Annotated in this window: 23 protein-coding genes; 8 read left to right on the top strand and 15 right to left on the bottom strand. The window is 71.6% G+C overall.

Going from position 1 to position 26,423, the window contains the following annotated elements; genetic code table 11:
- Positions 1-17 precede the first annotated feature (17 nt).
- Genes ABZV00_RS30590 through ABZV00_RS30570 form a run of 5 tightly spaced genes read right to left on the bottom strand, consistent with a single transcriptional unit; the run spans position 18 to position 5,047 of the window.
- A complete protein-coding gene (locus ABZV00_RS30590) occupies positions 18-947 on the bottom strand; it encodes a carbohydrate ABC transporter permease (RefSeq protein ID WP_355612559.1) in 930 nt (309 codons plus the stop codon).
- Complete coding sequence (locus ABZV00_RS30585) at positions 947-1,855, bottom strand: sugar ABC transporter permease (protein ID WP_328418655.1); 909 nt, start codon at positions 1,853-1,855, stop codon at positions 947-949. The genes ABZV00_RS30590 and ABZV00_RS30585 overlap by 1 nt, the downstream gene beginning before the upstream one ends.
- A gap of 20 nt (positions 1,856-1,875) precedes the next feature.
- Positions 1,876-3,312, bottom strand: coding sequence for an N-acetylglucosamine/diacetylchitobiose ABC transporter substrate-binding protein (gene ngcE / locus ABZV00_RS30580; protein WP_328418656.1), 1,437 nt, complete (start codon positions 3,310-3,312; stop codon positions 1,876-1,878).
- A gap of 26 nt (positions 3,313-3,338) precedes the next feature.
- Positions 3,339-4,088 carry an SIS domain-containing protein gene (locus ABZV00_RS30575; RefSeq protein WP_328418657.1) on the bottom strand — a complete coding sequence of 250 codons (750 nt, stop codon included), beginning with the start codon at positions 4,086-4,088 and terminating at the stop codon, positions 3,339-3,341.
- Positions 4,085-5,047 (bottom strand): MurR/RpiR family transcriptional regulator, encoded by a 963-nt coding sequence (locus ABZV00_RS30570; RefSeq protein WP_328418658.1) that lies wholly within the window; start codon positions 5,045-5,047, stop codon positions 4,085-4,087. The genes ABZV00_RS30575 and ABZV00_RS30570 overlap by 4 nt, the downstream gene beginning before the upstream one ends.
- Positions 5,048-5,251: 204 nt before the next feature.
- Between ABZV00_RS30570 and ABZV00_RS30565 the strand changes: the two genes are divergently transcribed.
- Positions 5,252-6,241: a BadF/BadG/BcrA/BcrD ATPase family protein gene (locus ABZV00_RS30565; RefSeq protein WP_355612554.1), complete on the top strand. Its 990-nt coding sequence runs from the start codon at positions 5,252-5,254 to the stop codon at positions 6,239-6,241.
- 206 nt (positions 6,242-6,447) lie between these two features.
- Here ABZV00_RS30565 and ABZV00_RS30560 read toward each other — a convergent pair whose 3' ends face one another.
- From ABZV00_RS30560 to ngcE (ABZV00_RS30550), 3 genes are all read right to left on the bottom strand, one after another.
- Positions 6,448-7,353: a carbohydrate ABC transporter permease gene (locus ABZV00_RS30560; protein WP_328418659.1), complete on the bottom strand. Its 906-nt coding sequence runs from the start codon at positions 7,351-7,353 to the stop codon at positions 6,448-6,450.
- Positions 7,350-8,258, bottom strand: a complete 909-nt coding sequence (locus ABZV00_RS30555; RefSeq protein WP_328418660.1) for a sugar ABC transporter permease — start codon at positions 8,256-8,258, stop codon at positions 7,350-7,352. Before ABZV00_RS30555 ends, ABZV00_RS30560 begins: the two co-directional genes overlap by 4 nt.
- A 62-nt stretch (positions 8,259-8,320) precedes the next feature.
- Entirely contained in the window at positions 8,321-9,733 is a 1,413-nt protein-coding gene (gene ngcE / locus ABZV00_RS30550; RefSeq protein WP_355612550.1) for an N-acetylglucosamine/diacetylchitobiose ABC transporter substrate-binding protein, read from the bottom strand.
- Between the two features lie 191 nt (positions 9,734-9,924).
- On the opposite strand from ngcE (ABZV00_RS30550), the gene ABZV00_RS30545 reads away from it, so the two are divergent.
- Positions 9,925-11,349, top strand: coding sequence for an acyltransferase (locus tag ABZV00_RS30545; protein ID WP_355612547.1), 1,425 nt, complete (start codon positions 9,925-9,927; stop codon positions 11,347-11,349).
- Here ABZV00_RS30545 and ABZV00_RS30540 read toward each other — a convergent pair.
- From ABZV00_RS30540 to ABZV00_RS30525, 4 genes are all read right to left on the bottom strand, one after another.
- The gene (locus ABZV00_RS30540; protein WP_328418663.1) at positions 11,321-12,808 is read right to left on the bottom strand and encodes a CoA-acylating methylmalonate-semialdehyde dehydrogenase; all 1,488 of its coding nucleotides are present in this window, start codon (positions 12,806-12,808) and stop codon (positions 11,321-11,323) included. The genes ABZV00_RS30545 and ABZV00_RS30540 overlap by 29 nt on opposite strands.
- Positions 12,805-14,103, bottom strand: a complete 1,299-nt coding sequence (locus ABZV00_RS30535; protein ID WP_355612544.1) for an aspartate aminotransferase family protein — start codon at positions 14,101-14,103, stop codon at positions 12,805-12,807. The genes ABZV00_RS30540 and ABZV00_RS30535 overlap by 4 nt, the downstream gene beginning before the upstream one ends.
- A 128-nt stretch (positions 14,104-14,231) precedes the next feature.
- Positions 14,232-15,032 (bottom strand): hypothetical protein, encoded by an 801-nt coding sequence (locus ABZV00_RS30530; RefSeq protein ID WP_355612541.1) that lies wholly within the window; start codon positions 15,030-15,032, stop codon positions 14,232-14,234.
- Between the two features lie 25 nt (positions 15,033-15,057).
- Complete coding sequence (locus ABZV00_RS30525; RefSeq protein ID WP_355612538.1) at positions 15,058-15,927, bottom strand: hypothetical protein; 870 nt, start codon at positions 15,925-15,927, stop codon at positions 15,058-15,060.
- A 167-nt stretch (positions 15,928-16,094) separates the two neighbouring features.
- On the opposite strand from ABZV00_RS30525, the gene ABZV00_RS30520 reads away from it, so the two are divergent.
- Positions 16,095-17,090, top strand: a complete 996-nt coding sequence (locus ABZV00_RS30520) for a hypothetical protein (protein WP_355612536.1) — start codon at positions 16,095-16,097, stop codon at positions 17,088-17,090.
- Between the two features lie 60 nt (positions 17,091-17,150).
- Here ABZV00_RS30520 and ABZV00_RS30515 read toward each other — a convergent pair whose 3' ends face one another.
- Positions 17,151-17,834, bottom strand: a complete 684-nt coding sequence (locus tag ABZV00_RS30515; protein WP_355612533.1) for a Tat pathway signal sequence domain protein — start codon at positions 17,832-17,834, stop codon at positions 17,151-17,153.
- Between the two features lie 396 nt (positions 17,835-18,230).
- On the opposite strand from ABZV00_RS30515, the gene ABZV00_RS30510 reads away from it, so the two are divergent.
- The 3 genes from ABZV00_RS30510 (at position 18,231) to ABZV00_RS30500 (ending at position 20,332) form a co-directional block, all read left to right on the top strand.
- Positions 18,231-19,001, top strand: coding sequence for a TetR/AcrR family transcriptional regulator (locus tag ABZV00_RS30510; RefSeq protein WP_355612530.1), 771 nt, complete (start codon positions 18,231-18,233; stop codon positions 18,999-19,001).
- 190 nt (positions 19,002-19,191) lie between these two features.
- Positions 19,192-19,821: a DUF6230 family protein gene (locus tag ABZV00_RS30505; RefSeq protein WP_328418670.1), complete on the top strand. Its 630-nt coding sequence runs from the start codon at positions 19,192-19,194 to the stop codon at positions 19,819-19,821.
- Position 19,822: 1 nt separating this feature from the next.
- Positions 19,823-20,332, top strand: a complete 510-nt coding sequence (locus ABZV00_RS30500; protein ID WP_355612527.1) for a DUF6114 domain-containing protein — start codon at positions 19,823-19,825, stop codon at positions 20,330-20,332.
- A 1-nt stretch (position 20,333) separates the two neighbouring features.
- On the opposite strand, the gene murD is transcribed toward ABZV00_RS30500, so the two are convergent.
- Positions 20,334-21,680: a UDP-N-acetylmuramoyl-L-alanine--D-glutamate ligase gene (murD, locus tag ABZV00_RS30495; RefSeq protein WP_355612524.1), complete on the bottom strand. Its 1,347-nt coding sequence runs from the start codon at positions 21,678-21,680 to the stop codon at positions 20,334-20,336.
- 91 nt (positions 21,681-21,771) lie between these two features.
- On the opposite strand from murD, the gene ABZV00_RS30490 reads away from it, so the two are divergent.
- A complete protein-coding gene (locus ABZV00_RS30490; protein ID WP_328418673.1) occupies positions 21,772-23,121 on the top strand; it encodes a hypothetical protein in 1,350 nt (449 codons plus the stop codon).
- 25 nt (positions 23,122-23,146) lie between these two features.
- Here the strand turns inward: ABZV00_RS30490 and ABZV00_RS30485 are convergent, their stop codons facing one another.
- Positions 23,147-24,961: a PucR family transcriptional regulator ligand-binding domain-containing protein gene (locus tag ABZV00_RS30485; RefSeq protein ID WP_355612521.1), complete on the bottom strand. Its 1,815-nt coding sequence runs from the start codon at positions 24,959-24,961 to the stop codon at positions 23,147-23,149.
- A 74-nt stretch (positions 24,962-25,035) separates the two neighbouring features.
- On the opposite strand from ABZV00_RS30485, the gene ABZV00_RS30480 reads away from it, so the two are divergent.
- Positions 25,036-26,319 (top strand): serine hydrolase domain-containing protein, encoded by a 1,284-nt coding sequence (locus ABZV00_RS30480; protein ID WP_355612518.1) that lies wholly within the window; start codon positions 25,036-25,038, stop codon positions 26,317-26,319.
- Positions 26,320-26,423: the final 104 nt, after the last annotated feature.

Genomic DNA, 26,423 nt, shown 5'->3' with positions numbered 1-26,423 from the left:
CGCCTACTGAGCGGCGGCTACTTCACCGCGCCGGAGGTGAGACCGGCCTGGATCTGACGCTGGAAGACCGCGTACACGATGATCATCGGCAGGATGGCGATGGTCAGCGCGGCGAACAACCCGGACCAGTCCGCCTCGTAACCGGCGTTGACCGAGATGTCTGCGATGCCCTGGGTGAGCACCCACTTGTCCTTCGAATTGGAGAGCAGCACCAGCGGAAGTTGGTACTGCGCCCACTGACCGATGATGTTGAAGATCGCCACGCTGATCAGGCCCGGCTTCGCCATCGGCATCATGACCTGGAAGAACAGCCGGGTGTGCCCGCAGCCGTCGATCAACCCCGCCTCGGCCACCGAGGACGGCAGCGTCTTGAAGAACGCGGCCAGGAAGAAGATCGTGAACGGCAGCGAGTACGCGATGTAGACCAGCACCACCCCGGTGTGGGTGTCCAACAGGCCCAGGTTCTTCACCACGAAGAAGAGCGGCACCAGGGCCAGGAAGACCGGGAAGGCCAACCCCGAGACGAAGAGGTAGTAGATCGCCCGGTTGCCCCAGAACTTGTACCGGGCCAGCACGTACGCCGCCATCGAGCCGAGCAGCATCGTGCCGAAGGTGCTGCACGTGACCACGATGACGCTGTTGAGGAAGTACCGACCGACGTTCGCCTTGGTCCAGGCCCGGCCGAAGTTCTCCCACCGCAACTCGGCCGGGAGCGTCCACGGACTGCTGAAGATCTCGCTGGTGTTCTTGAACGCGGCGAGGAAGGTCCAGAGGATCGGCACGATCACGATCACCGCCCACACGGCGAGCGCGATGTGCCCCAGGCCAGCGAAGAGCCGTACCTCCGAGCGAGGGCCCTTCCGCCCTCGCCCACCGGAGGCACCCGGGTCGCCGGTCTTCGGCGGTTTCGCCGCCGGCGTCGGCGGCAGCGTCGACTGCGGGTTCATCAGTACTCCACGCTTTCCCGCTTGCTGAGCCGCAGCGTCAGCGCCGCGAACGTGAGGGTCAGGAAGAACAGGGCCACGCCCATGGCCGAGGCGTAGCCGTATTTCGAGTAGACGAACGCGTTGCGGTAGATCTCCATGGCCAGCACCGTGGTGGCGCCGTCGGGGCCGCCGCCGTCCACCGAGAGCACCGCGACGATGGCGAACGCGTCGAACGCCGCGATGCCCAGGTAGACCCAGGCCACCTGGAGGGTGTCCCAGAGCAGCGGCAGCGTGACCCGGAAGAACAGGGTCACCTTGGTCGCCCCGTCCATCTCGGCGGCCTCGTAGATCTCACCCGGGATGGAGGCCATCCCGGCCGAGAAGAGCACCACGTAGAAGCCGACGGCCTGCCAGACCAGCACCGCGATGATCGACCAGAGGGCCAGGTTCGGCCGGACCAGGAAGAGCACCGGGTCGAAGCCGAGCTTCATCAACACGCCGTTGATCAGGCCGGACTCGTTCGGCCGGTACACCATCTGGAACAGCACCGCGATGATGGCCACCGCCAGGACCTGGGGGAAGAAGAACACCACCCGGTAGAACTTCGCCCCCCAGACCCCCTGGCGTTGCCCCCCGCTGCTCTTGCCACCCACGTTGAGCAGGAAGGCGAAGAACAACGCGATGGCGATGGTGATCAGCGGCAGGGCAAGCAGCAGTACGCCGTGGTGCTGGACCGCCTTCCAGAAGGCGCCGTCGTCGAGAAGCCTCCGGTAGTTGTCGAAGCCCACCCACTGTGGGGCCGACAGCCCCCGCCAGTTGGTCATCGAGATCTGGAACGCCTGCGCGTACGGCGCGATGACGAAGACCACGTACAGCGTGACCGGGGCAAACAGGAACCCGATCACGAATGGATACTTGCCGTGCCGCATGACCCCTACGCTCCGATCGATCAGCGCTTGAACTTGGCGACCGAGCTGTCCTTCTTGATCGCGTCGGCGCGCTTCTGGATCCGCTCCAGGTACGCGTCCGCGTTGATCCGGCCGAACATCAGCTCGTTGGTGGCGGTGCGCGCCTCCGTGTCGAGCTCCTTGTACCAGCCGTCGAAGTACAGGTTGAACACGTCCTGGCCGGCCGCCTTGAGCGCGGCCTGCGAGCTGGCCACACCGGGCGGGAAGGCGAAGCCCTCCGAGCCGGCGGTGACCACGGTCGGGGCCTTGACCACCTCGGTGAAGCCCTTCGCGCCCGCCTTGGAGAGCATCTGGCGCATGTACTCCAGGCCGCCCTTGGGGTTCGCGCTCTTCGCCGAGACGAAGTAGCCCTCGCCCGCGGTGGCCCGCAGCGCGGTGGCCGGCAGCTTGTCCGAAGCGGTCAGGCTCGGCACCGGCATGAGCTGGTACTCGAAGCCGGACGGCGTGTCCTTCTTCTGCTCGCCCTCCAGCCAGTCACCGCTGGGGTACAGGCCCACCTTGTACTGGTTCTGCCGCAGCTGCACATCGGTGTGCTTGAGCCCCTCGAAGCTCTTGTCGATGAACTTCGAGCCGACCTCGGCCCACGCCGTGGCCGCCTGCTTGACCGCGTCCTGCTTCCAGGCGCCGTCCTCCAGGTTGTCGATGTTCTTCAGCACCTCGACGCCGCCGATCTTCGCCGCCTGCGTGAGGATCACGTTCCACTGGTAGTAGGCCGCGTTCGCCCCGGCGTAGCCGTACGGGGTGATGCCCTTGGCCTTGATGGCGGTGAGCAGGGTGATGAACTCGTCCCAGGTCTTCGCCGGCGCCCAGCCGTTGTCCTTGAACAGCTTGCCGGAGTACCAGATACCGAAGACGGTGGAGACGTAGTACAGCACGTACGGCTTGCCGTTGAACGAGCCCGCCTCGATGGTGCCGGGCACCACGGTGTCGCGGACCTTCTTGGCCGGGTCGTCGACCGACGGGGCGTCCCACAGCTCGGTGAGGTCCTGCAGCTGACCGTCGGCGACCAGCGCGCCGAAGTCCATCAGCTTCTCGCCCGAGTTGTTCACGAACTCCGGCGGCTTGCCGGAGGCGAAGCGCGGCTGGAGGATGGTGGAGATCGCCTGGGTGGACTGGTGCTTGATCTCCGCCTTGGGGAACGCCTTCTTGTACAGCGGCTCGTGCACGTCGGTGGCGTACTTCTCGCCGTAGCCGCCGTTGAAGATGACCACCTCGATCGGTGCGTCGTCCTTGACGCCGAGCGGGTTGGTGGCGCTCTTGGTGCCGCCGGCGACCTGCTCGTTCTCCTCGTCGCCGCCGCTGGTGGCGCAGGCGCTGAGCAGGCCGATGGCCGGAGTGGCGAGCATGCCCACGGCGGCGGCGCGACGCAGCACCGTGCGACGGTCGAGTGCGGCCGGGTGCTCGGGGGTAATCGACATCGTCGTCTCTCCTTGTGGAATTCGGGTCAGGCGGTACGCCGGAGACGTCCGGCGTACCGCGACTCGAGGGCGATGTTGTGCTCGTCCCCGCCGGGGACGTTGGCGGAGAGGTAGATAGGGGGCACCTCTCCGGCCTGGTGGAACCGTCGTACGACCTCCGCGGTCAGCAACTGCGCCAGCAGCGCCGTGGTGACCGAGGAGACCGCACAGACCGCGCCGCCGCCCTCGAGCGGCAGCAGTGCATCGCCGTACGGCGCGCCGTTGTCCAGCACGACGTCGGCGAGGTCGGCGAGCCGTTGACCGGACGGGTGCCGCGGGGCGACCCGTGCGGTGTGCTCGACGGAGGTGACCGCGATCAACGGGTGACCGCGCTCGGTGACCAGCGCCGCCAGCTCGACCACCGAGCCGTTGATGCCGGATTGGGACGCCACCACGAACACGTCGTGCGGCTGCGGCGCCGCGAGCGCGTAGATCTGGTGGGCGATGGAGGGGTCGCGTTCCAGCTTGGGGTCGGCGAGGACGTCCCGCGGGGCGTCTCCGTGCACCACCAGGTCACGTACCGAGAGCCGGTTGGTGGGGACCAGCCCGCCGGCCCGGGCGACCAGTTCGGCGGCGAACGCCTCGGAGTGCCCGGCGCCGAACGCCTGGAGCACCCCGCCGGCGCGCAGGCTCTCGGCGATCAGGTCGGCGGCCCGGGTGATGCCGTCGGCCTCGGAGTCGAGCAGCCGGTCGAGCACCGGGCGGACCGCGTCCGCGTACCCCTGGGCGCTGATCATGAAACGGCTCCCTTCGCGGCCTTGTGCCCGTCGACGGCCTGCGCGGTGCGCCGGAAGGCCGCGTGCGCGCGGTCGTGGGTGCGCTGGGCGACGGCGATGTAGAGCAGGTCGAGCACGACCAGCTGGGGGTGGCGGGCGGAGAGCGCGTCCGGCCGGAAGGTGGTCGCCTGGCTGGCGGTGAGCAGCACGATGTCGGCCAGCTCGGCCAACGGCGAACGGGGGAATCCGGTCAGCGCGATGGTCGTGGCGCCCCGGCTGCCCGCCTCGGCGAGCATCTCGATGGTTTCCCGAGTCTGCCCGGTGTGCGAGATGCCCAGCGCCACGTCACCGGCGCGCAGCAGCGCGGCGCTGGCAAGCCCCTCGTGCACGTCGTTCCAGGCCCACGCGGCCACACCGATGCGGTGCAGGCTGAATTGCATCTCCTCGCCGACCAGCGCGCTGCCGCTGGCACCGAAGATGTTCACCCGGCTGGCGCCGGCGATCGCCACCGCGGCCCGCTCCACCTCGGCGAGGTCGAGCAGCGTGGCGGTGTCGTGCATGGCCCGGGTGTCGGCGGCCATGATCTGGTCGAGCACCCGGGCCAGCGGGTCGCTCGGTTGGATCTCGCGTCCGATGTCGATGGTCCACCCGGCCGAGCGCGCCCGCCCGGTCTCGGAGGCGATGCCCAGCCGCAGGTCGGCATAGCCCTCGAAGCCCATCGCCCGGCAGAAGCGGGTGATGGTCGCCGGGGAGGTGCCGCTGCGCTCGGCCAGCTCCACGATCGTGGATCGGGCGGCGGCCTCCGGATCGCTCAGCACGTGCTCGGCGACCCGACGCAGCGCGCCGGTCAGCTCACCGAGACCGTTGCGGACCCGGGCCAGCACCCCGTCGGAGGCCGACCCGAGCGCGCCCCGCCGGTCGAACGCGTCGGCGTCGACCACCGCGGTCCCCGCGGCGGTGTCCACCTCGTGATCAACCATGGGACGCCTCACCTTTCCGAAAAGACTGTTAACTGTTAGTGGTAAAATTTCTTACTGAACGACCGTCTATGTCAAGACCGTGGGCGAAGTTTTCAAACTGTTACCTGGCGCACACTCTGCCGGGCCCGCCGGATCTTGCCCTCTGGGACGCCGCCGACCAGCATGAACAGGCCGATCGCCGCCCAGCGCAAGGAGGCCGTGCCGATGTCCGACACCGTCGTGGTCGGTCTGGACGTCGGCGGTACGTCCACCCGGGCGACCGCCCTGACCCTGACCGGCGAACGCCTCGGCACCGGTCGCGCCGGCGGCGGCAACCCCACCAGTCACGGCGCCGACCAGGCCGCCGCCGAGTTGTTGACCGCGCTACGCGGCGCGCTCGCCGACGTCGACCCGACCCGGGTGGCGGCCGGCACCATCGGGCTGGCCGGGGCAGCCCGGCTGCTCGCCGATCCGGCCGGACGAGCCGCCTTCGACCGGGCCTGGCACGACGCCGGCCTGCGCTGCCCGTACGCCGTGTACGGCGACGCCCTGGTCGCCTACGCCTCCGGCACCGCCGCCCCGGACGGCACGGTGCTCATCGCCGGCACCGGGGCGATCACCGCGCAGGTCCGCGACCTGCGGCTGGACCGGGTCGCCGACGGCCACGGCTGGCTGCTCGGCGATGCCGGGTCCGGCTTCTGGCTCGGCCGTGAGTCGGTCCGCCGGCTGCTCGCCGACCTGGACGCCGGCCGCACCCCCGGCGCGCTGCCCACGGCGGTCCTCACCGAACTGATGGGCAGCGCCGAAATCGCCCCCCGCCCCCGGGACACCGTGGACGCCACGATCCAGGCGGTGACCCGCCGGCCACCGGTCGAGCTGGCCCGCCTGGCGCCGCTGGTCGTCACCGCCGCCGCCGACGGCGAACCCGTCGCCACCGCGCTGGTCACCGAGGCCGCCGCGCACCTCGCCGAGAGCGTGGACCGGATCCGCCCAGCCGGTGCGGTGACGCCGGTCGTGCTCGGCGGCGGGCTGCTCACCGGGGACACCCCGCTGGCGGCCGCCGTCCGAGCCGAGGTCGGCCGGCGCTGGCCGCAGGCCCCGCTGCGCACCGCCGGCGACGGGGCCGCCGCCGCGGCCTGGCTCGCCGCCCGCGAGCTACCCGAGCTCACCGACCCGGCCACCCTGCACGCCCGCCTCTTCCCCGCCACCCCCTGACCATCCCCGGGCGGCCCGCCGCCGCACGGCGCGCGGCCGCCGCGCGATGATCGCGCTCGATCCAGGATGTAGTCCCCTCCCGCCACGAGGTGGGGACTCTTTCCCGGATCGAGCGCGATCAAGGGGCACGAGGCGCGATGAGATCAGGATCGGTCAGACGTCCGCCAGGCCCGGAGGGTGAGACTCCCGGGTCGGCACCGGCCGTGTTACTTGAGCTGGCCTGCGGTCAGCCCGGCCTGCACCTGCCGCTGGAAGCCCACGTACACGGCGAGCACCGGCAGCACCGCGATGCTCAACCCGGCGAAGAGCCGGGCGTAGTCGCCGGCGTAGCCCTGGCTCACCGACAGGGCGAACAGCCCTTGGGCGAGCACCCACTTGGACTCGTCGCCCTGCATCAACACCTGCGGCAACAGGAACTGGTTCCAGTGGCTGAGGAAGTTGAAGATCGCCACGCTGATCAGTCCCGGACGCGCCATCGGCAGCATCACCCGGAAGAAGAGCCGGAAGTGACCGCACCCGTCGACCATCGCGGCCTCCGCCACCGAGGTCGGCAGGGTCCGGAAGAACGCGGTCAGGAAGAAGACCGTGAACGGCAGCGAGTAGGCCGCGTACACCAGGATCAGCCCGGTCCAGGTGCCGAAGAGACCGGCGTTGCGGACCACGAAGAAGAGCGGCACCAGGGCCAGGAACACCGGAAACATCAGGCCGCCGACGAACAGGTAGTAGACGAACTGCCGACCGCGGAACTCGTACCGGGCGAAGACGTACGCGGCGGTGGCACCCATCAGCATGGTGAGGCTGACCGAGCCGGCCACCACCACCAGGCTGTTGAGGAAGTACCGGCCGATGTGCGCGCCGGTCCAGGCCCGCACCCAGTTGTCCCAGTGCAGCGTCTCGGGCAGCCCCCACGGGTCGGCCAGGATCTCGCCGTTGGTCTTGAACGAGCTGATGAACATCCACAGCAGCGGCAGCACGGTGAGCAGGCCCCAGAGCAGCAGGAAGCCGTGCGAGAAGGCGTTGGCCACGCCGAACTCCCGGCGGACCGGGCGGTCCCGGCCAGCGCCTGGTGTCGGTGCGGTGGCGGCGGGGGCGGGCTTGTCCAGTGTGGTCACGAGTACTCGATCCGATCGCGCCGGCCGGCCCGCAGCGACAGCGCCGCCACCGAGAGGGTCAGGAAGAACATCACCACGCCGATCGCCGAGGCGTAGCCGAACTTGGTCTCGCTGCCGAAGGCGGTGTCGTACATCCGGACGCCGATCACGTCGGTGGAGAAGTTCGGCCCACCGTTGGTCATCAACTGCACGAGGATGAACCCGTCCAGGGCGAAGATGGCCAGGTAGACCCAGGCGACCTGGACGGTGTCCCAGAGCAGCGGCAGGGTGACCCGGCGCAGCGTGGTGAAGCGGGACGCACCGTCGAGCAGCACCGCCTCGTAGATCTCCTTCGGCACGGCCGACATCGCGGCGCCGAACAGCACCACGTAGAAGCCGACGTTGCTCCACACCATCACCGCGAGCACGCACCAGAAGGCGGTCGCCGGATCGCCGAGCCAGGTCGGCGCGGACAGGCCGATCCCGTGCAGAGCGGCGGTGAGCAGCCCTTTGTTGGGGTGGTAGACCTCCTTCCAGAGCAGCGCGATGATCACCACGGAGAGCACCTGCGGGAAGAAGTAGACCGTGCGGTAGAGCGCGCCGCCGCGTACCCCGGTCACACCGGCGCGGCCCTTGCGTCCGCCCATGGCGAGCATGGTGGCGAAGAAGAGGCCGAGCACGATGGTCAGCACCGGCACCAGGGCCAGCAGGATCGCGTTGTTCTTCAGCGCGTTCCAGACGTAGTCGTCGTGCCACAGGGTCTTGAAGTTCGCCAGGCCGACGGAGTTGGCGTCGGGCGAGTAGCCGAGCCAGTCGGTGGTCGAGATCTGGAACGCCTGCAGGTACGGCGAGACCACGAAGACGACGTAGAGCAGGACCGGCGGCACCAGGAAGGTGACGATCAGCGGCCACTTGCCATGTCTCACAGTGAGGACCTTTCCCCGGAATACGGCCGGCGGGGGTGGGTCCACCCCCGCCGGCCGGGCTGTCAGGCCGCTCGCTTGTACTTCTTGATCGAGCTGTCCTGGGCGATCGAGTCGGCGCCCTTCTGGCACTGCTCGAGGAACTCCGCCGGGCCGATCCGGCCGCTGAAGAACTCGCCGCACGCGGCGTCGACGAGGTTGCGCTCCAGCTTGCGGTAGTAGTTGTTGTAGACCCAGTTGAAGCCGTTGGCGCCGGACGCGTCGAGCGCCTTGACCACGCTGGTCAGCCCGTACGGCAGCTCGACGCCCTCGGTGGCGCCGGCGACCACGGTGAGGCTGGCGACCTTCCGGGTGAAGTCCTGGGCGCCCTTCTTGGAGAGCATGGTCCGGAAGTACTCCAGGCCACCGGCCACGTTGCGGGCCTTGGCCGGCACCATGAACGGCTCACCCGCCGTACCCCGGATCGCCTCGAACGGCAGCTTGTCGCCACTGCCCAGGCTCGGCGTCGGCGCGATGGTCATGTTGAACCCGGCCGGGGTGACGTCCTTCTGCTCGCTCTCCAGCCAGGAACCACAGGAGATGAAGGCGGCCTTGCCCTGGCACCAGGCGGTCTGCGACTGCTTGTGGTCCAGGCCGGGCGAGCCCTCCAGGATGAACTTGTCCTTGACGATCTGGTGCCACGCGTCGGCGGCGGTCTTCATCGAGTCGGACTTCCAGGCGTTCGGCTCCAGGTTGTCGATCGCCGTGGCCACCGAGGGGCCGCCGAGCTTGATCGCGGTGGCGATCACCGGCCAGCTCATGTAGCGGGGGTGCAGGCCGGCGTACGTCCAGGGGGCGATGCCTGCGGCCTTGATCTGCTTGCAGAGCGCGATGTGCTCGTCCCAGGTCTTGGCGTACTCCCACTTACGCTCGGTGAGCAGCTTGTTGGAGTACCAGATGCCGTAGGCGGTGTAGGTGTAGTTCAACACCAGGAACTTGCCGTCGTACGAGCCGACCTCGACCGCGCCGGGCAGCAGGGTGTCCTTGACCGTCTTGCCGGGGACGTCGAGGCTCGGGGCGGCGAGCAACTCGCCGAGGTCGGCGATGGCGTTCTGGCTGACCAGGCCGTTGAAGTCGATCTGACCGGCGCCGGAGTTGTTGACCACGTCCGGCGGGGTGCCGTCGACGAAGCGCGGCTGGAGGGTCTTGCTGATCTCCTGGGTGGCGGAGTGCTTGACCTTCGCCTTCGGGTACTTCTCGGTGTACATGGCCTCGTGGGCCTTGGCGTACTCCTCGCCGAAACCACCGCCGAAGATCACCACCTCGAGCGGTGCGTCCTCCTTGACGCCGAGCGGGTTCTGCTCGCTCTTGGTGCCCTTGTAGGCAGCGTTGTCGTCCTTGTCACCGCCGCCGCTGGCGCAGCCGGTCAGCAGGGCGGCGGCGGGGGTGGCCAGCAGGCCGGCAGCGGCGCTGCGCTGCAGGATGTCACGCCTGTTCATGGGTTCTCCTCGGGTCGGGTCGGGCGGTCGCCGGGTGAGTGGGGGAAGGCGTCCGTCTCGCGAGGCACGTTGATTCTCTTCAGTTCACACGATGTTACTGAAGAATTTCTACGACAGCCGGGGCCCGACTTCAAGTCCTGACAGCGAACCGTTACACCACCGGCCGGTGCCGGGGCGCATAGCCTGAGGCGATGGGCCGCCTGCGCCAGCTCGCCGAGCGCACCCCGGCCGACCGGGAGCGGTACATCGATCTGCTCCGCGCGCTCGCCATCACCATGGTCGTTGTCGGACACTGGGGCGTCACGGTGATCGAGCGGGACGACGCCGGCCTGCCCACCGGGCACTCCGCGCTCGGCGACCTGCGGTGGGCGTACCCGCTGACCTGGATAGCCCAGGTGATGCCGGTCTTCTTCCTGGTCGGCGGCTACGCCAACGCGGCCTCGCTGACCCGGCTGCGCGCCCGGGGCGGCGACGCCGCCGGCTGGCTGCTCGACCGCAGCGCCCGACTGGTCCGCCCCACCAGCGTGCTGGTGCTGGTGCTCACCGTCGCGGCTGCGCTGGCCCGGCTGCTCGGCACCGACCCGACCCAGATCCGCGAGGTGGTCTGGTTCGCCACCATCCCGCTCTGGTTCCTGGTCGCCTACCTGGCGGTGGTCGCGCTCACCCCACCGATGTACGCGCTGCACCGCCGCTTCGGTCTCGCCGTCCCGCTGCTGCTGGTCGCCCTGGTCGGTCTCGGCGACCTGGGACGGCTGACCGGGCCGGTGGAGCTGAGCTACGGCAGCTACCTGTTCGGCTGGCTGGCCGTACACCAGCTCGGCTTCGCCTGGCACGACACCCGCGCCGCCTCGGCTGCCGTCGGTGAAACCACCCCAACACGTGCGGTGGCCGACGCCGTCGGGCCGTCGGCTGCCGGGCATCCACGGGTACGCCGACGACGGCTGCCCACCTCCCGACGGGCCGGCCTGGCGTTCCTGGCCAGCGGGCTGGCCGCGCTGCTGCTGCTCACCGTGCCCGGCCCCTGGCCGGTGGCCATGCTGAACGTGCCCGGCGAGCGGCTGCACAACGCCGGGCCGCCCAGCCTCGCGCTGCTGGCCGTCGCCGCCGCCCAGCTCGGCCTGATCCTGCTGCTGCGCGGCCCGGCGGAGCGCCTGCTGCGCCGCCGGCGCCCGTGGCAGCTGGTGATCGGGGTCAACCTGGTGGTGCTGACCGTCTTCCTCTGGCACCTGACCGCCGCGATCCTGCTGATCGGGCTGCTCGACGCGACCGGGACACTGCCCACCCCAGCGGTCGGCTCGACCGCCTGGTGGGCGTGGCGGGTGCCCTGGCTGCTGCTGCTCACGGCCGTCCTGGCGGTCCTGGTCGCGATCTTCGGGCCGGTGGAGGCCCGTAGCGGTCGGCACCGCACCGGGCGCCGGGCCGGCCGGGGCACCACGACCCGCACGGTGCTGACCGTGGCCGGCTACACCGCCGTGGTGGCCGCGCTGCTGATCAACAGCGTGACCCCGAAAGGCGCCCAGGAGCCGCTCGGCATGCCCGCCCCGGCGCTGCTGGCGTACCTGGCCGGGGCGGGCGTGCTGCGGCTGCTCAGGTCTGGGTGGGGAACCCGAGGTTGACCCCGCCGTGGCGCGGGTCCAGCCACCGGCTGGTGACCACCTTGCCGCGGGTGAAGAACCGCACCCCGTCCTCGCCGTGCGCGTGCAGGTCACCGAAGAGCGAGGACTTCCAGCCGCCGAACGAGTGGTACGCCATCGGCACCGGGATCGGCACGTTGATCCCGACCATGCCCACCTCCACCTCGTGCTGGTAGCGCCGGGCCGCACCGCCGTCGTTGGTGAAGATCGCCGTGCCGTTGCCGTACGGGCTGGCGTTGACCAGCTCCACCGCCTCGTCGTACGAGCCGACCCGGACCACGCCGAGCACCGGCCCGAAGATCTCTTCGGTGTAGATCGACATCTGCGGGGTCACCCGGTCGAACAGCGTCGGGCCCAGCCAGAAGCCATCCGGGTCGCCGTCCGGCGTCACGTCCCGGCCATCGACCACCGGCACCGCTCCGGCGGCCACCCCGGCGTCGACGTAGGACCGCACCTTCGCCGCGTGGGCGGCGGTGACCAACGGACCCATGTCGCAGCCCCGCCGGCCGTCACCGGTGCGCAGACCGGCCATCCGCGCGGCGATCCGCCCGACCAGCGCGTCCGCGACCGGCTCCACCGCCACCAGTACCGAGATGGCCATGCACCGCTCCCCCGCCGAGCCGAACCCGGCGTTGACCGCCGCGTCGGCCGCCAGGTCCAGGTCGGCGTCGGGGAGCACCACCATGTGGTTCTTCGCCCCACCGAGCGCCTGCACCCGCTTGCCGGCGGCGGTGCCGCGCTGGTAGACGTACCGGGCGATCGGGGTGGAGCCGACGAACGACACGGCCCGCACCTCCGGGTGGTCCAGCAGCGCGTCCACCGCCTCCTTGTCCCCGTTGACGACGTTGAGCACCCCGTCGGGCAGGCCCGCCTCGGCGAACCACTCGGCCAGCAGCAGCGCCGCGCTCGGGTCCTTCTCGCTCGGCTTGAGCACCACCGCGTTTCCGCAGGCCACCGCGACCGGCACGAACCACAGCGGCACCATCACCGGGAAGTTGAACGGGGAGATCACCGCGACCACCCCGACCGGCTGCCGGATGGTGTACGAGTCGACCTCGGTGGAGACGTTCTCGCTGAACGCCCCCCGCAGCGCCGAGGGCAGGCCGCAGGCGTACTCGATCACCTCCAGGCCGCGCTGCACCTCGCCGGCGGCGTCGGCCAGCACCTTGCCGTGCTCGGCGGTGATCACCTCGGCGAGCCGGTCCCGGCGGGCGTGCACCAACTCCCGGAAGGCGAACAACACCGCCGACCGCTTCGCCAACGACGCGTCCCGCCACGCCCGGGCGGCGCGGGCAGCGGCCTGCACCGCGACGTCGACGTCCGCGGTCGAGGCCAGTTCCACCTCGGCGGTACGCCGACCCGTCGCCGGGTCGAACACGTCGCCGCGCCGCTCGGAGGTGCCGCCGACCCGCTTACCGTCGATGAAGTGTCCGATACTCATGCCGCCACCCCCGCCGAGGAGCGGATCGCGTCGACGAGGATCGCCAGGCCCTCGCGGGCCTCCTCCTCGGTCAGGGTCAACGGTGGACCCATCCGCAGCACATTGCCGTACAGGCCGCCCTTGCCGGTGAGCAGGCCGCCGGCCCGGCACGCCTCGAACACCCGGTTGGTCAGCGCCGGGTCGGGCTCGCTGGAGCCCGGCCGGACGAACTCGACGCCGAGCATCAGCCCCTTGCCGCGTACCTCCGCGACGCAGTCGAGGCTGCCCACCTCGGCGCGCAGGCCGTCGGCGAGGATCGCGCCGACGCGGGCCGCGTTCGCCTGGAGATCGTGCTCAAGCAGGTAGTCGAGCACGGCGTTGCCGGCCGCCGTGGAGATCGGGTTGCCACCGAAGGTGGAGAAGCTGATCGCCGGCACCGACTCCAGCACCTCGGCCCGACCGACCACCCCGGCCAGCGCGAACCCGTTGCCGATGCCCTTGGCGAAGGTGAGCAGGTCGGGGGTGACCCCGTGTGCCTGGTAGCCCCAGAAGTGCTCCCCGGTACGCCCCCAACCGGTCTGCACCTCGTCGGCGATGAACAGGATGCCGTGCTCGTCGAGGACCTTCTTCCAGCCCGCGAAGAGGCCGTCCGGCGGGTGCACGAAACCACCGACCCCCTGGATCGGCTCGGCGATCAGCGCGGCCACGTCACCGGCGGTCTGCGTCGCCAGCACCTCACGCAGGTCCTCCACCGCCGCGTCGACCTGCTCCTCGGCGCTCAGCCGGGCCAGCAGACCGCGTACCCGGTCGCCGGAGTGCAGCCAGGCCACCTGGAGCGGGTTGAGCCCGCTGGCCGACCAGTTGCGGTTGCCGGTGACGCCCATCGCCGCGTAGGACCGGCCGTGGTAGCTGTTGCGCACGGCCAGGATCTGGTGCGAGCGGCGGTGGTTGGTGGCGACCAGCAGCGCCGCCTCGTTCGCCTCGGTGCCCGAGTTGGTGAAGAACACCCGAGCGTCCGGGATGCCGGAGCGCTGCGCGATCTTCTCGGCCAGCTCCACCTGCTGCCGGATCAGGTAGAGCGTCGAGCTGTGCACGATGCCGGTGGCGAGCTGACGCTCGACCGCCTCGCGGATCTCCGGAATGTCGTAGCCGATCATGTTGGTCAGCACGCCGCCGAAGAAGTCCAGGTAGCTGCGGCCCTGGGCGTCGGTGACCCGGCGACCCGAGCCGGCGACCAACTCGATCGGCTCGGCGTAGTACAACGGCATCCAGGACGGGAGCACGGCCCGGTGCCGGGCCAGCAGGTCGTCGGTCATCGTGGCAACCCTTCAGCGGCATTCGTGGATACCGCACGCTCCCACCGGCGGCCGGTGTGGACAACTGCCACTGTGTAGCGCAGGGCGCGTTCGCACCTGACAGTGCGTCAGCCGGGCGACGGCAGTGGTCAGCCGGCGGTGGGCAGCGCCGAGCGGCGCCGGGCCACACCGCCGGGAGCCGCCGCGTGCAGCGCCACGGCCACCAGCGCGAAGGCCACCCAGCCGGCCGCCAGCGCGGCGACCGGCGAATCGTCCTGCCACCGGTGGTACGCCGTCAGGAAGCCGACCAGCGCCAGGCTGTTGCGGGCGAAGTGCCCGGTGAACGCCACCAGGTCGCGGCGACTCTCGATCGCCACCAGCACCCCGGAGTAGGGGAAGGTCACCACCATCGCGCGCAGCAGTTCGCCCAGCAGCCCGGTGAGCGTCGCGCCGAGCAGGATCACCAGCAGCTTGGCCGGCGCCGGCAGCCGAGTCCGCTGCCCCGTCTCCGCGGGCGGCTCGGCCTCCGGCGGCGGCTCGACCTTCGGTGGCGGCTCGACCTCCGGTGGCGCCGTCGGCGCAGAGTGCTGCCGGCGCAGCAGCAGCATCGTCAGCACCCAGAGCGCCACGGCGCCGGCCAGCGCTGGCCCGAACGGCACCGGCACGGCCAGCAGGCCGGCGCTGAACGCCACGTACCCGGCGATCCCGGCGGCGTCGGCGAGCAGGATCGGCCAGCGCAGCCGGTGGTGGGTGACCGCCACGACGACGAAGAACAGGTTGAGGCCGAGCACCCCGAGCAGTTGTGCGCCCTCCACCCGGTGCCCGGTGCTCACCAGGGCCAGCGACATCGGCAGCGGGAGGCTGTAGACGAACGCCCGCAGGCGTACCGACCGGATCAGGCTGACCGCCCAGACCACCGCCGTCACCAGCAGCACGGCGCTCAGGGTCATCGGCGGTCCGCCCCTCTGGTCGCGGTCAGTCGAGGAAGGTCGCGGCCCCGACGCAGACCTCGAAGACGTCGGTCAGCCGGGCCAGGTCGGCGGCGTTGACCGAGAACTGGTTCTCGGTGATCTCGCCGTGCGCGCTCATCACACCCTCCCAGCACGCCACGCCGTCCCACAGGGTCAGGTTGACGTGCCGTGCGGCCTCCACGACCCCCCACGGCAGCAGCCCCACCCGCACCCCGGCCTGGCGCTGCGCCCGGACCAGCTCGGTCAGCTCGTCGGTCATCCCGGCGTGCAGGAAGACCCGGGTGATCCGTACGCCCCGGGCCAGCGCCTCGACGTTGGCCGCCCAGTAGTGCCGGCCGATGTCGCCGCGCCACCAGCTCAGCTCGCCGCTGGCCCGCGGCATCACGTTGGTCACCGCGTCCAGCCGCCGGACGCAGTCCCGGGTGGCGCCGAGCAGGTCCTGGCAGTCGTGGCCCGGCCGGATGATCCGCCCGGCGCGCAGCTGTTCGGTCTCCGCCCGGAACCGCTCGAAGCGGCGCCGGGCCTCCTCGGCGACCCGCGTGCCCGGATGCCGCTCGACCGCCTCCCGGGTGCCCGTGACCACCTCGGGCACCGCGTGTACCAGCCAGGACGGCCCCTCCAGCAGCGTCCGCAGGTGGAAGCGGCGCTCGGCGCGGGCCAGCGAGTCGACCAGCAGCGAGATGGTGGTGCCCATCAGGCCGGCGAGCAGCGACTCCACCCCGGTCGCCGCGTTGGTCAGATCCAACGTGACGGAGAGCGAGATCGACAGCAGGATGCCGACCAGCGCGACCGGGTCGGTGTGCGCCAGCAGCCGGACGAACCCTCCCGCCGGACCGACCCGGTCGGCGCGGGGTCGGCGAAGCAGATCGGCCATCGACGTACCTCCCGGGCGCTGGCTGCCGCCAGGGTAAGCCGCCCCGCCAACCGGACCGGGCCACGCCGGCCCGCGCCGGGACCACCGCTCGGTACGATTCGGCGGTGCCCGAGATCCCTGCTCCGCCACCGGTACGGACGGCGGATGGACCGATCGGAATTACGCCGATGACCTCCGGATCGGTACTCGTCGGGCCGGACGTGGCGCTGCCCGCCGGGACCGTGGGCGCATCGACCACGGCGATGATCGCGGGGATCGACGGGTGGATCGGCGCCGACCCGCTGCGCCGGCTTGTCGCCCGCTTCGGTGGCACCTGGCCGGCTGGCGACCTCGCCGACACCCTCGGGTTCCTCGACGAGTTCTCCGCCCGGCACTGGGACTTTCGGGGCGGCCGGGAGCGGCCCGACGCCCGGGAGCCGGACCTCGACGCCGGCACCGTCGAGCTGGTACGCGCCGCCGCCGCCGCGCTCGGGCTCGTCCGGCCCGTGGCACCGGTCACGTCGGCGTACGCCCACCTGGTCGTGCTGGGCGGTCTGGCGCACGCCTGCCTGCGTCGCGTCGCGTACGCCGCGCACCTGCTGCGACGTGGGCTGCGGGTGACCGGCGAGGTGGCGGTGCTGGGCAGCTTCCGGCCGCTCTCCGACCTGGAGCACCGGACGTTGGCCGCGGCGGGCGTGCCCGGCTGCGAGACCGAGGTGGACGCCCTGGACGCGGCGGTCCGGCTGGCGTTCGGGGTGACCGCCCCGGCGCAGGAGGACGGCGTCGACGCGGGCCACGTGCACCACTCGTGGTCGTCGCGCACGTACCTGCCAGCCGCACTTCCGCCGGTGCGGGTGCTGGCCGCGCCGTCAAGCGAGCCGCAGCGTCGGCGCGCGCACACCGCGGACACCCAGCGGTTCTGGGCCGGACACGTCCGGCTGGCCCCCGGCGACGCGGTGCTGCTGGTGACCGCGCCGATCTACGTGCCGTTCCAGCACTGCGACGCGCTGCGCACCCTGGCCGTGCCGTACCGCTGCGGGATCGACACCGTCGGGGTCGACCCCACCCTGGCGGACCTTGCCCGGCTGCCGGAGCCGACCCTCAGCCCGGGCCGCTACCTGCAGGAGATCCGCTCGGCGATCCGGTCGATGCGCGCCCTGCACGCGGTGCTGACCGCCGGCTGACCGGCGCGCGTCGAGGGCCGGCGCACGGCGGATCGCCGCGCACCGGCCCGTGGGCCGTGGTCAGTTCACGTAGACGGGGCTGTTCCCCTTGGTGGTGTCCCGCACCGGCGAGTACGTCGCGGAGAAGTACGCGGTGCCGAAGCAGAGGGACGGGCCGGAGAACTTGTTCAGCGGCTGGTTGGTGAAGGTGATCGAGTTGGTGGCGTTGGACGCCGCGCCGGTGAGGCTGTTGGCGCTGGTCCGGTAGACGCAGGTGATCTGGCCGAGCAGCGTGTTCAGCACGACGGTGCTCTGGATGGGCGCCGCCGCCGTGCCGGAGATCGTGACCACGCCGGCGCTGGTGACCGAGGTGGTGTACGGCAGGTTGTTGACGGTCACGCTGCTCACCCCGGTGGTGCCGAACACGTTGGTGGTGCAGCTCGTGAAGGTCTGGGCGGTGAGGCTCTCGGTGGCGGTGCCCGGGGCGATCGGGTTGGTCAGCACCCTGGCGCTGAAGCTGGACACGGCGCACTTCAGGCCGGTGGTGCCGCTGGCGGAGTTGTAGAAGGTGGCGTTGGTGCCGGTCTTGAGGCTGGCCTGGATGACGTCGTTGACGGCGACGGCGGTGCCGCCGGGCGTGGGGTAGGTCAGCACGTTGCCGGCGAGCGAGGACGACGGGTCGGCGGAGGCCGGCGCGGCGGCTACGACACCGGCCAGCAGTGCGAGGGCAGCGAGGCCCCCGCCGATTCTTCCGTACCTGGGCATGGTTCTTCCTTCCGGTGGTGGGACGGGATTGAGCGGACCGCACAGGCGGTCACCGCCGGGCGGGGAGACCCGGGCGGCGATTGTGGCCATCCGCAGTGGACGGCGGTGGTGGAGGGTGCCGGGCGGCCGTCGGGGCCGGTCGGCGGTGATGGAGGTGCCGCTGCGTCAGCGGGCGGGCCGGCGTGGCGCACTGCGGCTGAGCCGCGTCACCTGCGCCTCTCCGACCTTGGGAGAGCGCTCGTGGTCGGCGATAATGGCAACCATCGAGCCCTCCTTCGACGAGCCAGGGTGACCATCCGGGGAGATCACCAACGGTGACTGCATGCCAACTGAGCGTGCAGAAAGTTATAAACCCCGGAGGGTCGCAAAGTCAACGCATCAACGGAGGTCGATAAGTTGACCACGCAGGGCCACCCGCAGCCGGCGCCCCTGCCGGGCGCACGTCCCGGCCGTGACCCGGACCGCGCGATCAAGCGCGGCCCGCGCCGCGTCTCCGCCGAGGTGGTGGCCGCGACCCAACGTGACCGCCTCTTCGACGGGCTCGTGCACGAGGTGGCGACGAAGGGCTACGACAACGCCCGGGTCAGCGACATCTGCCACGCCGCCGGGGTGACCAGGCCGGCCTTCTACGCCCTCTTCACCGGCAAGGAGGACGCCTTCCTCGCCGCGCACCGGCACGGCATCGCCGTGGTGTCACAGCTGATGGAGGGCGCCTACCGCGAGGCCGGCCCGGCCTGGCCGGACGCCGCCCGCGCCGCGCTGCGCACCCTGCTGGAGGTGTTGGCGAGCGTGCCCGCGTTCGCCCGGATGGCGCTCGTCGAGGTGGACGCGGCCGGCCCGGACGCCCGCCGGGAGCGGGACGCCCTGCTCAGCAGTTTCCGCCGGTTCTTCGCCGACGCGGGCCCGGGGCCGACGGTCGCTGGCGTGGACCGGGACGCGCTGGTGTCCACGGTGGTCGGCGGGATCTACGCCACCATCCGTGGCCGGGTGGCGCAGGGTCGTGCGGCGGAGTTGCCACAACTGCTGCCGGTGCTCACCTACGCGGCCACCGCGCCGTTCCTTGGCACCGACGGCGCGGCCCGGGCGACGCGGCCGATACGCCCGGACGACGGCCCGAGCACGACCGCGCCATGCGTGTCGCCCAGCGAGGCGACCGTCCACTCCTGATCATTCGGGGTCGGAAACCGCAGCGGTTTTTCACTTTGGCCGCATTTGACAAATGCCGCCCAACTGTCTGCTACACGCTGTTGACCCGCCCTTTACTCGGCGGTAACTTCGGCTCTGCGCCTCGATGCGCCTTCATCCCGGGTCGCAATTCCCATTGTCGCCAGTGAATTGATCTCAAAGGGGAGCCGCCATGTCGGAGCAGACCGCACCGATCGAGCCCGGTCCACCACGGAGCGGTGTGCGCTGGCGCCGGTTCGCCGTCACGTTCGGCACCGTCGTGGCGGGTGCGGCCGGCATGGTCGTGCTCACCGCCCAGGGCGTACTGGGCGCACAGTTCGCCATCTCGGGCATGCCGTTCACCGTCACCGCCGACAAGCTCACCGGCACCGGGTTCGAGCAGTTCGCCACCCTCGACCAGATGATCCCGGACAGCCCCAACCAGGGCGACACCGGCGGGCAGGTGCTGGTGATCGTCTCGGCGATCGACCGGGCCGAGCTGACCAACCTCTGCCAGAGCATCAACCTGGGCGGCGTCTACCTGAAGATCACCGCCGGCGGCGCCGGCACGCCGGTCACCGCCCGGACCCTGGTCGTCGACGGCGACGAGATCGCCGGCAACGCCTCGTTCCGGAACATCGACGTCGGGCAGGACGCCAGCACCCTGGACAAGGTGCCCGGCGTGAAAGGTAACCCCGGTGTCTTCTCCCAGCAGGCGGACACGGTGACCATCGACAACCTGCGGCAGAACAACTACGCCACCACGGCCGCCGTCTTCAACCTGCCCAACCTGCGCATGGCGTTCACCTCCGACGGGTGCTGACGTGACCGCCGGACGACACCAAACGGCGCCGGCCGCCCACTGGACCGGCGGGCGCTGGCGCCGCTGGCGGCGGGGCCGCCCGCTCACCGCCGGAGTGCTGATCGCCCTCGGGGGCGCGGAGATGCTGGTGACCCTGCGGGCGCCGCTCGGGGTGCTGCTGCACATCGGGCCGCAGGGGCTCGCCGCGTACCTGGTGCCGACCGTCCTGGTGATCTGCGGGGTGCTGCTGATCACCGCCCCCCAGCAGCGGGTCTTCTACGCTCTGGTCTCGCTGGTGTTCGGGCTGGTCTCCTGGTTGACCTCGAACCTGGGCGGCTTCCTGATCGGAATGCTGCTGGCCCTGGTCGGCGGGGCACTCGCATTCGCCTGGACCCCGGACAAGCAGCGCCGGTCGGCCGGTGCCCCGGCGGAGCCCGCGGCACCCGCACCGCGAGAGCCCGCGGACGACGACGACACGGCAGTGCTGCCCCTGACCGAGACGGCGGACCCGACCCCGGCGGACCGGAGCTGAGTCAGCGGGCGGTGTCCGCGACCGCCTGCGCGAACACCTCCGAGCGGTGCTCGAAGTTGCGGAACCGCCCGTAGCTCGGGGCGGCCGGCGAGAGCAGCACCACCCCGCTCGCGGGGGTGAGCTTGCGGGCCAGCCCCACCGCGGCGACCAGGTCCTCGGCGAGCTCGGTGCGTACCGCCGGCAGCCCGGCGAGCGCCTCGACGATCCGGGGGCCGCTGTCCGGGATGCCGATGACGGTGATCTCACGCTCGGCCAGGTGCTCCCGGAGCGGCGTGTAGTCGAGCCCTCGGTCGCTGCCCCCGACGATCACGGTCAACGGCCGCCCGTCGTACGCGTCGATCGCGTGCATGGCCGCGTACGGGCTGGTGGCCAGGGTGTCGTCGACGAAGGTCAGCCCGGACGGGTCGGTGATCTCGGTGAGCCGGTGGGCCAGCCCCTGGAACTCGGCGACCGCGACGGCGAGGCTGTTCCGGTCGGCCACCACGTCCACGCCGAGCGCGTCGAGCGCGGCGAGCGCGACGCAGAGGTTGCCCTCGTTATGCCGGCCCACCAGGGGCAGCACGGCGCGCGGGAAGAGCGGCTGGTCACCGAGGTGGAACCAGGGCGTGCCGTCCGCGCCGGTGGCGACGTGGGTGGTGTCGGTGCGACCGGCGCGGACCGCCGGCCGGTCACCGAGCTCGGCGGCGAGCCGGGGGTCCGCGCCGTTCACCACGATCGTCTCCGGGCCGTGGGCGAGCAGGTTGAGCTTGTCCCGGTAGTACTCCCGCTCCCCGCCGTGCGCGTCCAGGTGCTCGGGGAAGAGCGCGGTGACCACGGCCACCCGAGGCGAGTCGGTGAGGTCACTGCACTGGTAGCTGGACAGCTCCAGCACGTACAGCTCCGCCTCGGGCAGGTCCAGGGTGGGCACGCCGATGTTGCCGCCGAAGACGTTCGGCCGGCCCATCGCGGTGAGCAGGTGGCTGATCAGGCTGGAGGTGGTGCTCTTGCCCTTGCTGCCGGTGACCCCGACGGTGCGCGCGGCGTGGTCGGCCATCCACAGCGCGGTGCCCTGGGTGACGGTGACGCCGCGCCCGCGCAGCTCGACCAGCCACGGGTGGGTCTGCGGCACGCCCGGCGAGCGGACCACCACGTCGGCGGCGGCCAGCCGCTCGAAGCCCGCCTCGCCGGTGACCAGTGGGGCTGCCTCGGCCAGCGGGCCGTCCCAGGGCAGCGAGAGGAAGTTGGCGCTGTCGTCGACGGCGACCAGCTCGGCCGGGCCGTGCGCGGCGATCGCGGTCACCGCGGCCCGGCCCTCCCGGCCGGTCCCCCAGACGGCGACGGTACGTCCGCGCAGGTCAGACAGGCGCACGGGGCTCTCCTCAAGGGTCGCGGCGGCGGTGGGGCGGGCGCGGTCCGGCGCAGCCGGACACGGCCGGACGAACCAGGGCCTAGTATGGCGTGTGCCCAACGAGCAGCTCCGGCGGATGGACGCCTTCACCTTCCCGTCCTACTCGATCGACTTCGCCACCGGCGAGGTGTTGTTCGACTACGCCTTGACCGGCCCAGCCGGCGAGCAGCGGTTCACCGAGGTCATCACCCTTCCGCTGCCTGCCGAGCCGCCCTCGGACGAGACGGTGGCCACCCTCGGCCGGGTGCTGGAGGTGCTGCACCTGGTCGCCGGGGTCAGCTACTACAAGGCCGCCGCGCCGCCCCGGCTGGTGCTGCCGGCGCCGCTGGGCGCGGCCGCCGTCGACTACGTCACGGCCATCTACACCCAGGGCCTGGCGGAGTACGCGTACCGCAACCAGCTGCCGCACGTGCTGGAGCTGCGCCCGGAGGTGCCGGCCGGTGAGGTGCCACCGGCCCGGGTGTACGACGACTCCGACCGTCGCCCGCTCTCCGCGGTCGGTGGCGGCAAGGACTCCATCGTCAGCCTGGAGGCACTGCGCCGGGCCGAGCTGGACCCGGTGCCGTTCTCGGTCAACCCGAATCACGTGATCGTCTCGGTCAACGAGGCGTCCGGGCTGACCCCGCTGGCCGCCCGGCGCCGGATCGACCCGGTGCTGTTCGACCTGAACGCGGCCGGCGCGCTGAACGGGCACATTCCGGTCACCGCGATCAACTCGCTGATCGCGGTGGCCACTGCCGTGCTGCACGGGCTCGGCCCGGTGGTGATGTCCAACGAGCGCTCGGCGTCCGACCCGAACCTGGTCTGGAACGGCCACGAGATCAACCACCAGTGGTCCAAGGGTGTCGAGGCGGAAGGGCTGCTGCGGGCGGCACTGGCCGAGCACGCCGGCCTGACCGAGCCGTACTTCTCGCTGCTGCGCTCGCTGTCCGAGCTGCACATCGCCCGGCTCTTCGCCGAGTTCACCCGGTACGACGACGTCGTGACCAGCTGCAACTCCGCCTTCAAGCTGCACAACGCGAGCGAACGCTGGTGCCGCGACTGCCCGAAGTGCCGGTTCGTCTTCCTGGCCATGGCGCCGTTCATGCCGCGCGAGCGGGTGGTGGGCATCTTCGGCGGCGACCTGCTGGCCGACGAGTCGCAGATCCCCGGTTACCGGGAGCTGCTGGGCGTGGACGGGCACAAGCCGTTCGAGTGCGTGGGCGAGGTAGAGGAGTCGGTGGTGGCTTTGGGCCTGCTCGCCGAGCAGGACCAGTGGCGCGACGCCCCGGTGATCCGCGCCCTGGTCGACGCCGTCCCGGCCACCGCCTGGTCCGCCGTAGCCAACTCCGACGTCTTCACCCCTGGCGGCCCCAACCACATCCCCCCGACCTACGCCAAAGCCCTGACCACCCTCACCTGACCCACCCGTCTTGGGTGGGGGTGGGTCAGGGGGTGCGGACGGCGTCCAGGGCCAGTAGGGCCACGTGCAGGGAGAGACAGGCTTCGACCGAGTCGAGGTCGACGTCGAGGATGCGGGCGATACGGGCCAGGCGCTCGTAGAAGGCCGGCCGGGACAGGTGAGCGGCGGCGGCGCCGGCGGACTTGTTGCGCCCCTGCTCCAGGTACGCGCGCAGGGTGTCGAGCAGCCGCTCCCGGGGGTGCCGGGCGTCGTACTCCAGCAGAGCCCCGAGTTCGCGCTCCACGAAGGTCTGCAACCGGGGCTCGTCGCGCAGCAGGTGCAACAGGCCGGCCAGACCCACGTGCGGTAGCCGGAAGATCGGCAGGTCACGCCGGTCGCGGCGGGCCGCCTCGGCGATCTGCCGCGCCTCGATCAGCGATCGTCGGGCCTCCCGCAGGCTGCCCACCCCGGACCCCGCGGCCACGATCACCCCGCCCACCCACCGACCTACTCCGTCGGCCACCACCCGGGAGGCGTCGGCACCGGACGCCACCGGGGACGCGTTGGCACTGGACGCCACCCGGGACGCGCCTGCGTCGAGGCGTACCCGGCGCAGCGCGGCGGCGAACGCGGACAGCGCGCGGTCCTCGGCGGCCGGGTCCGGCAGGGCCAGCAGCGCGCCGACCGAGTGGTCGTCGACCGCGCTGGTCAGTGCGGTCAGCTTCGCCTCCCGCAGCGCCTGGCCGACCGCCTCGGACAGGTCCCGCAGCCGGGCCGGGCCGGCCTCGGGACCGCCCTCGCCGGCCGGGTCGTCGGCCCGGTGCCGGACCATCACGCCGACCAGATGCCGGCGGTCGAGCACCACGCCGAGCGCCTTGGCCCGCAGCGCCACCTCGTCCACCGATCGGGAGTGGTCGAGCAGTGCGGTGAGCAGGGTGCGGTGGATCTGCCGTTCCAGCCCTTCGGCGTCGCGGCGGATCAGCCGGCCCAGCGCGAGGGTGGACGCGGCCCGCTCGATCAGGATGGTGAGCCGGGTCGGCGGCCCGGGGCTCGGGTCGGGCCGCGCCGGGTCGGTGCCCCGGCGGGTGGGCAACTCCCCGCCGCCGGGCCAGCGCAGCAGCAGCCGCCCCCAGTCCTGCCCCCGGGCTCCGACGACCGTCACCAGCCAGCCGCTGTCCGGGTCGTACGCGGTCCGCCCGGCCGGCCGGATCCGCCGGGAGTGCTGCTCCCAGCCGTCCAGGAGCAGTTCGGCGCTCTCCCCCGCCGGGTCGTACCCCAGCACCTGCCGGGACAGGTTCTCCAGCACCACCGGGCAACCGGACAGCTCGGCGGCCTGCCGGATCACCTCGGTGGCGTCGGCGCCCTCGACCGACAGGTCGGTGAACCGCTGGTGGATCTCCTCGGTGGCGCGCAGCTCGGTGAGTTGCGCGTCGACGATCAACGCGTGCACCGCCTCGGTGATCCGCACGAACGGGGTGGCCCGGCGCAGCTCCACCAGGGGCAGGCCGCGCCGCTCGGCGGCGGCGGCCATCACCCGGGGCACCCCGCTGACGTACCGGCGGCCCAGCTCGACGACGAGCCCGGAGACACCGACGTCGGCCAGGTCCCCGATGAACGCGCGCAGCCCCGCGTCGTCGCCGGGCAGCCCGATGCCGGTGGTGAGCACCAGCTCGCCACCGCCGAGCAGGGTGGCGATGTCGGGCACCTCGGCGACGTGCACCCAGCGGACCGGCCGGTCCAGCCCGGCGTCCCCGGCGACCACGCGCGGCGCGCCGTGGCGGACCGGGTCCAGGGCGAGGACCTCACGGACGGTAGGGAACACGGCCGCCACGCTACCGTCCGTGACGCCGGAACTCGACATCCCGCTGTGGGAGCATCGTTCGAAGATCACATCGAGTAGCGTGCCGCTGATTGTGATCTTTGGGAGGTGGAGGCATGAACAGGACAACGATCAGCAGGCGCGCCTTCGGCAAGCTCGTGGGCGCGGCGGGCGCGGGGACCCTCGCCGCCGGGGCGTTGGGCGGGTCGCCCGGCCAGGCGGCACCGCAGGCCACCTGGGTGGCCAGCGGTACGGCGGTGGCCGCGCTGTCGGCCTTCGACAGCGCCATGCAGACCTTCATGCAGGCCCGGCACGTCTCCGCTGGGCAGCTCGCCGTGACCTACAAGGGCCGGCTGGTGCTGGCCCGCGGGTACGGCAACGACTCCCCGCAAGTGATCCAGCCGACCTCGCTGTTCCGGGTGGCCAGCCTGTCGAAATCACTGACCGCGGCGGCCCTGCTCCGGCTCGCCCAGGACGGCAGGCTCAGCCTCGGCGACCCGGTCGGCAGGTACGTCGACCTGACCCCGCCCGCCGGCCAGGCGGTGGACCCGCGGCTGGCCAACGTCAGCCTCTGGCGGATCCTCCAGCACACCGGCGGCTGGGACCGGAACCTGACCAACTTCGACCCCCTGTTCAAGGACCTGGTCATCGCCCGGTCGCTCGGCGCGCCGCTGGAGCTGACCCACGCCGACGTGGTCCGGTTCATGTCCGGCCAGCCACTCAGCCACGACCCCGGCTCGTACGTGTCGTACAGCAACTACGGGTATCTGCTGGCCGGCCGGGTGGTCGAGGCGGTGACCGGCCAGCCCTACGAGACGTACGTCCGGCAGGAGCTGCTCGCGCCGCTGGGCATCACCCGGATGGCGAACGGCTGGTCGGTCGCCCGGCACAGCGGTGAGGTCGGGTACGAGTCGCAGTACACCGGCACCACCGTGCTGGACAACTCGGGCACCATCGTGGACTCCCCGTACGGCACGTTCAGCATGCGAATGCACGACGCCAACGGCGGGTGGATCGCCTCCGCCGTGGACCTGGTGCGCTGGGCGTCGGCCTTCGACACCGGCAGCCCGATCCTGAACAGCACCTCGCTGGGCCGGGCGTGGGCGGTGCCGAACCCGACCGGGGTGAACGCCAACGGTTGGTACTACGGCCCCGGTTGGCAGGTGCGTCCGGTGACGACCGGCGGCACCGGGCGTAACACCTGGCACACCGGTAGCCTGCCGGGCACGTACAGCATCGTGGTACGCACCTACCACGGGCTGAGCTGGGCGGCGGTGTTCAACCGGCGCGACGACGAATCCGGGCTGACCTACGGCGACATCGACCCCGCGCTCTGGGCCGCCTCCCGCGCGGTGACCAGTTGGCCGACCCACAACTTCTGGTCGAAGTACTTCGCGTGACGCCGGTGGTGAGGGCGGGCGCGCCCGCCCTCACCACCGCCCCGGCAGCGGGGTTGGGGACCCGGCCGGGTCACTCAGAACTGAACGCCCCGAGCAAGCCGCAC

The organism is Micromonospora sp. NPDC005173, from assembly GCF_040608515.1.
Lineage (GTDB): Bacteria > Actinomycetota > Actinomycetes > Mycobacteriales > Micromonosporaceae > Micromonospora.
The sequence above is the reverse complement of the archived record's forward strand: the minus strand, read 5'-3'. Positions and strand labels throughout refer to the sequence as shown.